Source organism: Thalassococcus lentus (assembly GCF_028023555.1).
In the GTDB taxonomy this organism is placed as follows: Bacteria; Pseudomonadota; Alphaproteobacteria; order Rhodobacterales; family Rhodobacteraceae; genus Thalassococcus_A; species Thalassococcus_A lentus.
Genome location: NZ_JAQIOY010000001.1, coordinates 945,113 through 957,753 on the forward strand (window position 1 = coordinate 945,113; position 12,641 = coordinate 957,753).

Sequence of the window (12,641 nt, forward strand, 5' to 3'; positions counted from 1 at the left end):
GTGGCGTGATGGTTCTTTAAAATCGCATTGGGTGCAAGCCCGCGTCCTTTGCGGCTGGACCCCTGTCGCAAGCGCCCCTAACCTGCGCCGCATGCTGCGATATGCTTTGAAACGTTTGACCTCGCTGGCTGTGAGCCTGCTGATCGCTTCGGTGGTGATTTTCGTGGTTGTCGAAATCGCGCCCGGTGATCCGGCCAGCTTTATGTTGGGGATCAATGCGCAGCCTGACACGATCGCGGCTTTGCGCGCGGAACTGGGTTTGGACGTTCCCAAATTCCAGCGCTACCTCGACTGGGTCGGTGGAATGCTCGTGGGTGATTTCGGAACCTCATACACCTATCGCACCGAAGTATCTGGCATGATTGCAGATCGTCTTTGGATATCCCTGCCGTTGGCAATATATGCGCTGATGATTTCGACGCTGATCGCTTTTCCCGCCGGAATTATCGCAGCGTCGCGGCGTGGGCGCCCGGCGGACATCGGCGTCATGGGCGCAACGCAACTGGGTGTTGCGATCCCCAATTTCTGGTTTGCCATGCTGCTGGTGCTGCTATTCGCCATCAAACTGCGCTGGTTTTCTGCGGGGGGCTTTCCCGGTTGGGAAAGCCCGGCAGAAGCGATCAAGGCATTGACCCTGCCCGCAATCGCACTGGCTCTGCCGCAGGCTGCCATTCTGGCGCGGGTTATGCGTTCGTCGCTAATCGACATTTTGGGTGAAGACTTCATCAGAACCGCCCGGGCCAAGGGGTTGTCGCGCCGCCAGGCCCTCTGGCGGCACGGGTTGAGAAATGCTCTGATCCCGGTCTTGACCATCATTGGTCTGCAGTTTTCCTTCCTGATTGCCGGGGCGATCATTATCGAGCAGGTCTTTTTCCTGCCCGGCCTGGGACGATTGATTTTTCAAGCGATTACGCAGCGCGATCTCATCGTCGTTGAATCGGTTGTGATGCTTTTGGTGTTTGCCGTTATCATCGTGAATTTCATGGTGGACTTGGCCTATGCGGCCGTTGATCCAAGGTTGAGGGCGCGCACATGAACAGGACGCTGATTTTGGGCGGCATGCTGACCGGCCTGTTTGTTCTGGGTGCTGTTCTCAGCTTTTTCTGGACGCCGGGTGACGTGCAGGCGATGAACATCGCAGGCCGCCTGAAGCCGCCCAGCGCGGATCATTTCCTGGGAACGGATCATTTTGGGCGAGACATTCTTTCAATGATCATGGTGGGCGCGCGCACATCGATTGCTGTTGCATTGGTGGCAGTTGGGATCGGAATGGGCCTTGGCGTGCCATTGGGATTGGCGGCAGCAGCCTGGCGCGGTGGGTGGCTCGACGAAATCATCAGCCGAATGAACGATCTGATTTTCGCCTTTCCCAGTCTTGTCATTGCCATTCTGATCACCGCCGTTTTTGGGGCTGGCGCCATCAATGCGATCATTGCGATTGGGATCTTCAATATCCCGGTTTTTGCCCGACTGACCCGCGGCGCTGCGCTGTCCTATTGGAGCCGGGAATTCATTCTTGCGGCACGGGTTGCGGGCAAAGGCCGGGCGCGGATCAGCGTCGAACATATTTTGCCGAACGTCACCAACCTGCTGATCGTGCAGGGTACGATCCAGTTCTCGCTGGGCATTCTGGCCGAAGCAGGTCTGAGCTATGTGGGGCTGGGCGCGCAGCCACCGATCCCCAGTTGGGGCAGAATGCTGGCGGATGCCCAGACGATGGTTGCGCTTGCACCGCATGTTGCGATCATTCCCGGACTTGCGATCGTGCTGATGGTTCTGGGCCTCAACCTGCTTGGGGATGGTCTACGCGATCTTCTGGATCCAAGGCTCAGGGTTATTCGCACATGACTCAAGCGCCTCCATTGCTGGAAATTTCGAACCTGTCCGTTGAGATCCGAGGCAAGCAGATCCTGCGGGATGTATCGCTTTCGATAGGCGCAGGTGAGATTGTTGCCCTGACCGGTGAATCCGGCTCGGGCAAGTCGATGACGGCCTTTGCGACCATGGGGTTATTGCCGCAGATCGCCAGTGCGCGAGGCGGCATCGCTTTGTCGGGCGAGCCGTTGCTGGGCCAAAGCGAAAAACGTCTGTGTGAGATCAGAGGCGAACAAATCGGTATGATTTTTCAGGAGCCGATGACCGCGCTGAACCCGGTGCAGACCATTGGCCGTCAGGTTACGGAAACCATCCGGATCCATACGGCGATGCCTCAAAACAAAGCGGAACAGAGGGCTGCTGAGGTTCTGACCCGTGTTGGTTTGCCCCCAGATGCGGTTCCGCTGGGGAGATATCCACATGAACTGTCGGGTGGGCAACGCCAGCGTGTCGTGATTGCCATGGCCATTGCCTTGCGACCTGCTTTGCTGATTGCGGATGAGCCGACCACCGCATTGGACGTGACCACGCAGGCGCAAATTCTTGATCTTTTGCAAAAGTTGGTCCGCGAAGACGGCATGGCGTTGATGATGATCACACATGATCTGGCAGTGGTTTCAGACATGGCTGATCGCATCGCAGTCATGAACAACGGAGAGATCGTTGAGCAGGGCCCAACCCGGACGCTCTTTTCCGAAATGCGCCATCCCTATACGCGGGCCCTGTTCGAAGCTTCGACACACAGGGCTGATTTGGCCGAGGTCGACACCGATGAAACGCTTCTGAGCGTGCATGGGGTCAGCCGCGACTATCCGGTGCGCCGCACGGGCCTGTTTACCCCTAGGCGGATATTTCGCGCGGTCAAATCCGTTAGTTTTGACATCAACCGTGGTGAGCGGGTTGGTCTGGTCGGGGAAAGCGGTTGCGGCAAGTCAACGCTCACACGTGCCATTCTGGGGTTGGAGCCGGTTCAGGAAGGCACGATCACTTTGGACGGTCAGCCCGTTTTCTCGCAGGGACACCCGGATTTGTCCGTGCGGCGCAAAATTCAGGTCGTGTTTCAGGATCCTTACGGCAGCTTTAACCCCAGACACCGGGTTGAGCGGCTGATTACTGAGCCATTCTACCTGCTGGACAGTCCACCAAACGGGGCTGAGCGAGAGCGCGCTGTTGCCGAGGCCCTTGAAGCTGTCGGTTTGAATGCAACAGATGCGGACAAGTACATACACGCGTTTTCCGGCGGTCAGCGTCAACGGATCGCCATTGCGCGCGCTTTGATTATCAAGCCTGAAATCATCGTGTTTGACGAAGCGGTTTCCGCCTTGGATGTGCGTGTCCGTGCTCAGATTCTGGATCTGATGGCACAGTTGAGCCGCGACTATGGGCTGACGTATCTGTTTATCAGCCATGACCTGTCTGTTGTGCGCAGCATCACCGATCGCGTTCTTGTCATGCAGGCCGGAGAAATCGTTGAGCAGGGTGAAACCGAACAGATATTTGAGCATCCGGCCCACCCCTATACACAGAGTTTGATTGCGGCGGCGCCGCAGATGCCGAACTATGATCCCACCTCAAAAGGAGATCGCGATGCTTCCTCAAATCCCAATTGATCCGTCGCAGATATTGATCGCTGGTCAGTGGCGCAAAACGGCGCAAACACTGGCATTGGGGAACCCATCGACCGGTGAAACGCTGTGCGATATCGCGCGGGCCACCGAAGACGATGTGAATGACGCGGTAAATGCAGCGCAGGCCGCCTTGGAAGGTGCTTGGGGCCGTAGCACAGCCTTGGAACGCGGGCGCATTCTGACCCGGCTGGGCCAGTTGGTGCTGGAAAACGTTGAACTGCTGACCGAACTCGAAGCGTTGGATGTCGGCAAGCCAGTGACCCAAGCCCGTGCAGATGCGGTTGCCTTGGCGCGATACTGTGAGTTCTACGGCGGTGCGGCCGATAAGGTTCATGGCCAGACCATTCCTTATCTAGACGGGTACACGGTTTACACGCTGCGCGAGCCGCATGGCGTGACGGGGCATATCGTGCCTTGGAACTATCCCATGCAGATTATCGGCCGCTCTGTCGGCGCGGCGCTTGCGATGGGCAACGCTTGTGTTTTGAAACCAGCCGAAGACGCTTGCCTGACAGCTTTGATGTTTGCCCATCTGGCGCAATTGGCTGGGCTTCCGGATGGTGCGTTGAATGTTGTGCCGGGGCTCGGCGCCGAAGCGGGGGCCGCGCTGGCCCGCCATCCCAAGGTGCAACACCTGAGTTTTACCGGCTCGGTTGCAACCGGTGCTGCGGTGCAGATCGCCGCAGGAGCAAACGTGGTTCCGGTAACGTTGGAGTTGGGCGGCAAAAGCCCGCAAATCGTTTTTGACGATGCTGATCTTGATGATGCTCTGCCTTTTCTGGTCAACGCGGGCCTGCAGAACGCGGGTCAGACTTGCTCTGCGTCTTCGCGTATCCTTGTGCAGCGCGGCGTGCTTGATGCTGTCATGTCCCGCATGGCAGAGGCCTACAAAGCCAAACGCATAGGCGCCGCGATGGATGATCCCGACATCGGCCCTTTGATAAATGCGCGGCAAAAGCAGCGGGTGCAGGCCTATCAGGAACGTGCTGCAGACCTGCCTTTGATCGCCGAAGCCAGCATTCGTTCTGATTTGCCCGATGGCCATTTTGTTCCGGCGCAATTGTATGGTCCGGTGGCGCCAGACCACGCACTGGCACAGGAAGAGATTTTTGGCCCAGTGCAGGTCATCATTCCGTTTGATACCGAAGAGGAAGCGGTCCGTATTGCCAATGGAACCGACTATGGTCTGGTGGCCTCAGTCTGGACCCGCGATGGCGGGCGCCAGATGCGCCTTGCCCGCGCACTGCATTCAGGGCAAGTTTTCATCAACAATTACGGAGCCGGAGGCGGTGTGGAACTGCCTTTCGGCGGGGTCGGGAAATCCGGGCATGGCCGCGAGAAGGGTTTTGAGGCACTCTATGGGTTCTCGACATTGAAAACGGTGGCGTCCCGTCATGGCTAAACCTGTGCAATTCGTGCTTTTGCTGGGCCTTGCGTGCCTTGTGTCAGCTGTGTTTGGCGCGCTGCACAATCAGCTCAGCTATTCGGTTGGCGCTGGTTATTTCTACGAATTCAAGTTTCCGCAGTTCGGGGTTACGGAAGATCTTCAAAACCGTCTTGGAGCCGCCTTGGTCGGTGTCAGGGCAAGTTGGTGGATGGGCTTGATGCTCGGGGTGCCGGTGTTTGGTCTCGCCTGCGTGCTTTTGCCGTCGTCCCGTGTCATGCCTGTGGGTGTCGCAGCGATTGTTATCGCGATGATTTGCACCCTGATTGGCGCGATGATCGGGTTGGTTCTGGGGCTCTATGCGCCGCAGGTTGCCGATCAGTTGCCTTTGCCTTCAGGGATCAGTGATGAGGGGAGCTTTTTGCGCGCGGCCCTCATGCATGAGGGTGCATACTTCGGCGCGGGCTTTGGCTTGCTGGCCGGGCTTTGGGTTGTGTGGGGTGCACGCAAACCGGCGTCTGCCTGATAATAATCAACAAAACGGGAGGTCAGTGAACATGCGACTGGATGGAAAAACAGCCATTGTGACCGGAGCGGGCTCTGGTTTCGGTGCGGGCATCGCACGACGGTTTGTGTCTGAAGGGGCGCAAGTGATGGTCGCTGACATCAACGCGCAAAATGCGCAGGGTGTAGCCGAAGAATTCGGCGGTATTGCGCATCATGTCGACGTTTCGGATGGCGAGAGTGTTGATGCAATGGTGCAGCGCGCGATAGACGTCATGGGGCATGTCGATATCCTCGTGAACAATGCCGGCGTCACGCATCTTCCTGCCCCGATGGAAACCATCAGCGAAGAAGATTTTGACCGCGTTTTTGCCGTGAATTGCAAATCGGTCTATCTGGCCGCGCGCAGTCTTGTGCCACACATGAAGGAACGCGGAACTGGGGCGATCCTGAATATTGCATCCACGGCTGGCGTTTCCCCGCGCCCGCGGCTCAACTGGTACAACGCATCCAAAGGCTGGATGAACACGGCGACCAAGGCCATGGCGGTGGAACTGGCCCCGGACGGAATTCGGGTGAACGCGGTGAACCCTGTTGCTGGCGAAACGCCACTATTGAAGAGCTTTATGGGTGAGGACACCCCCGAAGTGCGCGCCAAATTTCTTTCGACCATTCCACTGGGCCGGTTCTCGAATCCCGAGGATATGGCCAATGCTGCGCTTTACCTGTGTTCGGACGAAGCGAGCATGGTGACCGGGGTTTGCATGGAAGTTGACGGCGGGCGCTGCATCTGAGCCAGGCTTTACCTGCGTAAATCGTAGGCAGACCGCTCTGTGCCTGCCTGAGTGGTCCTGTCAGCCTGAACGGAACCGAGGAGAAACCAATGCCCATCACGACCTGTGTTTTCGACGCGTACGGCACCCTGTTTGACGTTGCCGCAGCCGCCCGAATTGCTGCTCAGGAACCGGGGCGGGCGGCCTTGGCTGATTGTTGGCCGGTGTTGGCTGAAGATTGGCGTCGCAAACAGCTTGAATACAGTTGGCTCAGGGCCGTGACGGGTGACTATGTCCCGTTTTGGCAGGTGACCAAGGACGGTCTCGACTGGGCGATGGAGCGTGCCGGTCTTGATGATCTGGAACTGCGCGAACGTCTGCTGGCGCTCTATTGGGAATTGGCGCCATACCGCGAGGTGCCGATGATGCTGGCCCAGCTCAAAGCGATGGGAAAAACCTGTGCAATCCTGTCGAATGGGTCCAAGGACATGTTGGATGGCGCGGTTGACAGTGCCGGCATTGGCGAGTTCCTCGATGGGGTGCTTTCAGTCGAAGAGGTGGGGATATTCAAGCCTGCCTCAGCGGTTTACGACATGGTTGGTGATCGCTTTGACTGCGCACCGCAGGATGTGTTGTTCGTGTCTTCAAATGGCTGGGATGCCGCGGGTGCGGCGGCCTATGGTTTTCAAACCGTTTGGGTGAACCGGGCGGGGCAGCCAATGGACCGGCTGATGGCCGAACCTGCACATGTGTTGACAGATTTGACCACGATTCCGGAGTTGGTGTGATGCCCAAGTTCGAAACATCTGACGGATTGTCGTTGCACTACGAAGATCAGGGTGAAGGCATTCCCTTGCTCTGTCTTGCTGGTTTGACCCGGGACACGCATGATTTTGATTATGTCGCGCCGCATCTTGCCGATGTGCGCCTTGTCCGGATGGACTACCGGGGCAGAGGGCAATCGGATTGGGGGCCGCATGAAAGTTATCAAATACCGATCGAAGCCCGGGACGCGATCGAGTTGCTCGATCATCTGGGAATCGACAAAGCCGCGGTCTTGGGAACATCACGCGGTGGTCTGATCGCCATGGTTTTGGCGGCGACAGCCAAGGACAGGCTGACCGGTGTCGCCTTGAACGACATCGGACCCGAAATAGCGGCGAGCGGTCTGGATGTGATCAAGGGATATTTGGGGCGCAATCCACCGTTCAAGAGTTTCGAGGAGGCCGCCGAGAAGCGGGCAGCGGCGATGACCGCGTTCGAAGACGTGCCGGCTGAACGGTGGCTAAACGAAGCCCGCATTCTTTATCGCGAAGGGCAAGACGGGCTGGTCATTCCGTATGATCCAAAATTGCGGGATGCTGTGCTGGGTGGGGGCGCGCAACCTGCCCCGGATCTCTGGCCTTTGTATGACACGCTTTCAGGTTTGCCACTCTGCGCAATCCGGGGCGCAAATTCTGACCTTCTGAGCGAAGACTGTTTTGCCGAAATGCAAAACAGACGGCCTGACATGGTTGCCGTTGAAGTGCCCGGTCGGGGGCATATCCCGTTTTTGGATGAACCGGAGTCGCTGGATGCTTTGGGCCGTTGGCTGGCGATGCTGCGCTAGACCGTATTAAAAACGCGGCTTGGGTGTAGCTCGCCCGCCTTGAAGACACCGACGGCAACAGCCCGACCATCCAGAGAGGCCCAGGCTTCGTCGCCGTATTCAACATTTGATGCGATGACCATTCCGGGATTGCCATTGCGCAAACGCGTGGCGCCTTCCGGAGTACACGGCAATTCAGGCAGATCGCACAGACCGGTTTCCAGCGGCTGAATATGGCTATCCAATTCGGGCGCATGGGCCATCGCATCCACGTCTTCGATCGACAATCCGTCTTCGGCGTCAAAGGGGCCGGACCAGATGCGACGCAGCCGCAGCACGTGCCCATGGCAGCCCAATGCTTTGCCGAGATCCCGTGCGATAGACCGCACATAACCGCCTTTGCCGCAGGTCATTTCCAATTCCACGTGATCGGCATCAGGGCGGTCCGTAAGCAACAGTTCCTCAACCCAAAGAGGCCGTGCGGCGATGTCCATTTCTTCGCCATCCCGCGCCCTTTTGTAGGCACGCTCACCGTCAATCTTGACCGCCGAAAACTGCGGAGGCACCTGCTGAATTTCGCCGATGAACTGGCTGAGGGCTTCCTTGATCTCATCATCGCTTGGACGCAGGTCAGATGATGCAATGACTTCGCCCTCTGCGTCGTCTGTGTTTGTCGCTTGGCCCAATTTGACAACGAACCGATAGGCTTTCAGAGCGTCGGTGATGTAGGGCACTGTTTTCGTGGCTTCGCCCAGCGCAACGGCCAGCACACCTGTCGCTTCCGGATCAAGAGTTCCGGCGTGGCCAGCCTTTTTGGCCTGTAAGGCCCAGCGGACCTTGTTGACCACCGCTGTCGACGTCATGCCCGCAGGCTTGTCGATGACAAGCCAGCCAGAAATATCGCGTCCCTTGCGCTTGCGTGCCATGCCGTGTCCTCGCCTGTTCCGCGGCCTTTTTGGGGCCGTGCTAGAAGGCGGCGGGGTAACAAGGCCACCGGGGCCTGTCAATCGGCCCCGGGTCTTCGCATGATCACTCAGGACTTGGCGATGGTATCCATGATTGCATCGATGTCTGCGGCGGAATGGCGTTCTGCCAACGCAGGTTCATCTTCGCTGACCTTGTTCACGATCCGGCCACGTTGCACCGCAGGCCGTTCAAGGATTTCGTCCGCCCAACGAATGACGTTTTTGTAGATGCCCACGTCCAGAAACTCTCCGGCGTTGTAGCTTTGGCCATGAACTGTCCGGCCGTACCAAGGCCAGATCGCCATATCGGCGATCGTGTAGTCATCGCCCGAGATGAAACGCCGATCTGCCAGCGCTCGGTCCAGAACGTCCAACTGACGTTTAACTTCCATGGCAAAACGGTTGATCGGGTACTCCATGGGGTAGGGGGCATAGGCGTAGAAATGTCCAAAGCCGCCGCCCAGATAGGGCGCGCTGCCCATTTGCCACATCAACCAAGACAGCATTTCAGCCCGGTTTTCTGCTTTGCCCTGAAAAGCGTTAAATTTTTCCGCCAAATGCATCAGGATTGCCGCGGACTCAAAAACACGTACGGGCTTGTCGCCCGAGCGGTCCATCAAGGCCGGGATCTTGGAATTAGGGTTCACATCCACGAACCCACTGCCGAATTGATCCCCTTTTCCGATGTTGATCAGCCAGGCGTCGTATTCGGCGTCATGCCCCGCAGCCAGCAGCTCTTCGAACATGATCGTGACCTTCTGACCGTTCGGCGTTGCCAAGGAATAGAGCTGAAACGGATGCTCGCCTACAGGCAGTTCCTTGTCGTGGGTCGCACCTGCAATGGGCCGGTTGATGGAGGCAAATGTACCGCCGCTTTCCTGTTCCCATTTCCAGACTTTGGGAGGGGTGTAGGTTTCGGTCATGGCGGGCTCCTTTACTGTTTGGATGCAACGTAAACGGCACAGAGCAAATTGCCACTACCTGTCACGCAAATGACGGTTGTGTGAGAAGGCCTGCTCTGGGCTGATCCGGTGGCCGAAGTTCAAAGAACGCCAATTTCAGCCAGCGCGCCGGCCAGTTCCGGGGGCAGGGCTTCTTCGCTTTGCCGACCTTTGGGCAAATCGGGTGGCGCGTCGTTGACCGGCAGGTAGCGCCAACCTTGGAATGGACGTTTCGGTGCTGTGGTGGTTCGGATCAGACCGGGTTCCAGAACAATGGCGCATCGGTCTTTGCCGTCCGCGCCCGTCACCCGATCCATCCGTGCAATGCGCTGGCGACATTGGATCAACCCCTTGATAACCCAGTAGATTGAACCACCGTTGAGGATCTCGGCTTCTCTGCGCGGCCACATACGCGTCACGTGTCGGGGCAGACCATCGTCAAAGCGCTGGGCATAGGTGGTCTGCCACGCCGTCAGCGACTCAACGCTTTCGGTGCCGACGCTCAGTTTTACAAGATGAACGCAGTTATCCACAGATTCTTCCCCAGCCAACGCACAATATGGTATAACAACGGCTCTGACCTTCAAGGTCTTGTGGTAAATGGGGCCTGCAAAACTTGTGGCCCATGCCCTATATGGGCTATCTTGCCTCTCTGCCAAATCAAGGGAATCGCCTGACATGACCCGTTTCGCTGCGCCGATCGCCGAACAGATCTGGGATATGAAGTACCGCTTCAAGGATGCTGACGGTGCGCCACTCGACGGGACTGTAGAAGACAGCTGGCGGCGCATTGCGCGTTCATTGGCGTCTGTGGAACAGGACGCCGCCTATTGGGAAGACCAGTTCTACAGCGCGCTGGAGGATTTCAAATACCTGCCGGCGGGACGCATTACAGCCGGGGCCGGAACGCAGCGCTCGGTTACTTTGTTCAATTGTTTTGTCATGGGCACTGTCCCGGACAGCATGGGCGGTATCTTTGACATGTTGAAAGAAGCAGCCCTGACAATGCAGCAGGGCGGCGGCATTGGCTATGATTTCAGCACGATCCGGCCCAAGGGTGCGCCGGTGTCTGGCGTGGCTGCCGATGCCTCTGGACCGCTTTCATTCATGGATGTGTGGGACTCGATGTGCCGCACGATCATGTCCGCTGGCTCTCGTCGTGGCGCCATGATGGCCACGATGCGCTGCGACCACCCGGACATTGAGGATTTCATCGCGGCCAAGGCCGACAGCGCCCGTTTGCGAATGTTCAATCTGTCGGTGCTGATCACGGATCCTTTCATGGAGGCGGTAAAAGCGGATGGCCCTTGGGAACTGACCTTTGGTGACCGCGTTTACAAAACCGTTCAGGCCCGTGATCTGTGGAACCGGATCATGCGGGCCACCTATGACTACGCGGAACCGGGTGTGATCTTCATTGACCGTATCAATGCGGCCAACAATCTGAGCTATTGCGAGACCATTGCAGCAACCAACCCATGTGGCGAGCAACCACTGCCGCCCTATGGCGCATGTCTGCTTGGGTCAGTGAACTTGGCGCGGTTGGTCTGGCATCCCTTCGAGGATGAAAAGGCGCATGTCTGCAAAACGCAGCTATCCGAACTGGTCCGGACAGCTGTTCGGATGATGGACAACGTTGTCGATGCCTCTCGCTTCCCGCTGGAGGCTCAGGCACAAGAAGCACAGGCAAAACGCCGGATCGGTCTGGGTGTGACCGGGCTGGCGGATGCCTTGCTGATGTGCGGTTTGCGCTATGGATCCGATGAGGCTGCGGCCAAGACGGAAGAATGGCTGCATCTGATCGCGCGTGAGGCCTATCTGGCATCGGTTGAACTTGCCAAGGAAAAGGGCGCATTTCCGCTGTTCGACGCTGACAAGTATCTTGCATCGGGTACCATGCGCGGCATGGATGACGACGTGCGCGAAGCGATCCGTACCCACGGCATCCGCAACGCCCTGCTGACATCCATTGCGCCGACTGGCACCATTTCGCTCTATGCAGGGAACGTCAGCTCGGGGATCGAGCCGGTGTTTGCCTACAGCTATACCCGCAAAGTTCTGCAAAAAGATGGAACCCGCACCGAAGAAGAAGTCGTGGACTACGCCGTGCAGATGTGGCGCGACAAATTCGGTGACGCCGAATTACCGGACTATTTCGTAAACGCCCAAACGCTTGCGCCGTTGGATCACGTCAAGATGCAGGCAGCGGCGCAAAAGTGGGTCGATTCCTCGATCTCCAAGACGATCAACTGCCCCGAAGACATTAGCTTTGAAGATTTCAAGGACGTCTACATCAAGGCATATGAAGATGGCTGCAAGGGATGCACCACCTATCGCCCGAACGACGTTACCGGCTCGGTTTTGTCGGTCAGTGAAGGAACAGAGAAGACACCAGCGGAAACGCCGGCCTTGGCGCGCGAAGCGTCGGGGGGCGACGTTATCTACATGTCAGAGCCCTTGGACCGTCCGCAGGAATTGGAGGGCGCGACCTACAAGCTGAAGTGGCCAGATAGCGAACACGCCATCTATCTGACCATCAATGATATCGTTGTGGGCGGGCACCGGCGTCCTTTTGAAGTGTTCATAAATTCAAAAAACATGGAGCACTTTGCCTGGACGGTTGCGCTGACACGGATGATCTCGGCGGTATTCAGACGCGGCGGTGATGTGTCTTTCGTGGTCGAAGAGCTGAAGGCCGTGTTCGATCCACGTGGTGGTGCATGGGTGCAAGGTAAATACATTCCGTCCATTTTGGCCGCCATAGGCGGTGTCATCGAGAAGCACATGGTCTCTACCGGGTTCCTCGAAGGCGAAGGCATGGGGCTGAAGTCAGACCCGCAGGCGGCGGTGGTCAACCTTGATCAGCCGCGCGGCAAAGCATGCCCATCCTGTGGCCAGTTCGATATGCGCATGGTTGAGGGCTGCATGACCTGCGGCAGCTGTGGTCACAGCAAGTGCGGATAGGCTGAAATAGTGGAAGACT

Annotated in this window: 12 protein-coding genes; 9 read left to right on the top strand and 3 right to left on the bottom strand. The window is 57.7% G+C overall.

The window, feature by feature from the left end; genetic code table 11:
* Window positions 1–91 precede the first annotated feature (91 nt).
* From PFY00_RS04630 to PFY00_RS04665, 8 genes are all read left to right on the top strand, one after another.
* A complete protein-coding gene (locus PFY00_RS04630) occupies window positions 92–1,036 on the top strand; it encodes an ABC transporter permease (RefSeq protein ID WP_271431328.1) in 945 nt (314 codons plus the stop codon).
* Window positions 1,033–1,848, top strand: a complete 816-nt coding sequence (locus tag PFY00_RS04635) for an ABC transporter permease (protein WP_271431329.1) — start codon at window positions 1,033–1,035, stop codon at window positions 1,846–1,848. The genes PFY00_RS04630 and PFY00_RS04635 overlap by 4 nt, the downstream gene beginning before the upstream one ends.
* A complete protein-coding gene (locus tag PFY00_RS04640; protein ID WP_271431330.1) occupies window positions 1,845–3,485 on the top strand; it encodes an ABC transporter ATP-binding protein in 1,641 nt (546 codons plus the stop codon). Before PFY00_RS04635 ends, PFY00_RS04640 begins: the two co-directional genes overlap by 4 nt.
* Complete coding sequence (locus PFY00_RS04645) at window positions 3,463–4,905, top strand: aldehyde dehydrogenase family protein (protein WP_271431331.1); 1,443 nt, start codon at window positions 3,463–3,465, stop codon at window positions 4,903–4,905. Before PFY00_RS04640 ends, PFY00_RS04645 begins: the two co-directional genes overlap by 23 nt.
* Window positions 4,898–5,413 carry a hypothetical protein gene (locus PFY00_RS04650; RefSeq protein WP_271431332.1) on the top strand — a complete coding sequence of 172 codons (516 nt, stop codon included), beginning with the start codon at window positions 4,898–4,900 and terminating at the stop codon, window positions 5,411–5,413. Before PFY00_RS04645 ends, PFY00_RS04650 begins: the two co-directional genes overlap by 8 nt.
* 31 nt (window positions 5,414–5,444) lie before the next feature.
* Window positions 5,445–6,185, top strand: coding sequence for an SDR family oxidoreductase (locus PFY00_RS04655; protein WP_271431333.1), 741 nt, complete (start codon window positions 5,445–5,447; stop codon window positions 6,183–6,185).
* An 89-nt stretch (window positions 6,186–6,274) separates the two neighbouring features.
* Window positions 6,275–6,952: a haloacid dehalogenase type II gene (locus PFY00_RS04660; RefSeq protein ID WP_271431334.1), complete on the top strand. Its 678-nt coding sequence runs from the start codon at window positions 6,275–6,277 to the stop codon at window positions 6,950–6,952.
* Window positions 6,952–7,773, top strand: coding sequence for an alpha/beta fold hydrolase (locus PFY00_RS04665; protein ID WP_271431335.1), 822 nt, complete (start codon window positions 6,952–6,954; stop codon window positions 7,771–7,773). Before PFY00_RS04660 ends, PFY00_RS04665 begins: the two co-directional genes overlap by 1 nt.
* Here PFY00_RS04665 and truB read toward each other — a convergent pair.
* From truB to PFY00_RS04680, 3 genes are all read right to left on the bottom strand, one after another.
* Window positions 7,770–8,678, bottom strand: coding sequence for a tRNA pseudouridine(55) synthase TruB (gene truB / locus PFY00_RS04670; protein ID WP_271431336.1), 909 nt, complete (start codon window positions 8,676–8,678; stop codon window positions 7,770–7,772). The two genes, PFY00_RS04665 and truB, sit on opposite strands and share 4 nt — an antisense overlap.
* Window positions 8,679–8,785: 107 nt before the next feature.
* Window positions 8,786–9,640, bottom strand: a complete 855-nt coding sequence (yghU, locus tag PFY00_RS04675) for a glutathione-dependent disulfide-bond oxidoreductase (protein WP_271431337.1) — start codon at window positions 9,638–9,640, stop codon at window positions 8,786–8,788.
* 119 nt (window positions 9,641–9,759) lie between these two features.
* Complete coding sequence (locus PFY00_RS04680; protein WP_271431338.1) at window positions 9,760–10,191, bottom strand: DUF1489 family protein; 432 nt, start codon at window positions 10,189–10,191, stop codon at window positions 9,760–9,762.
* Window positions 10,192–10,336: 145 nt separating this feature from the next.
* Between PFY00_RS04680 and PFY00_RS04685 the strand changes: the two genes are divergently transcribed.
* On the top strand, window positions 10,337–12,622 hold the full coding sequence (locus PFY00_RS04685; protein ID WP_271431339.1) for an adenosylcobalamin-dependent ribonucleoside-diphosphate reductase: 2,286 nt from the start codon (window positions 10,337–10,339) through the stop codon (window positions 12,620–12,622).
* Window positions 12,623–12,641 lie beyond the last annotated feature (19 nt).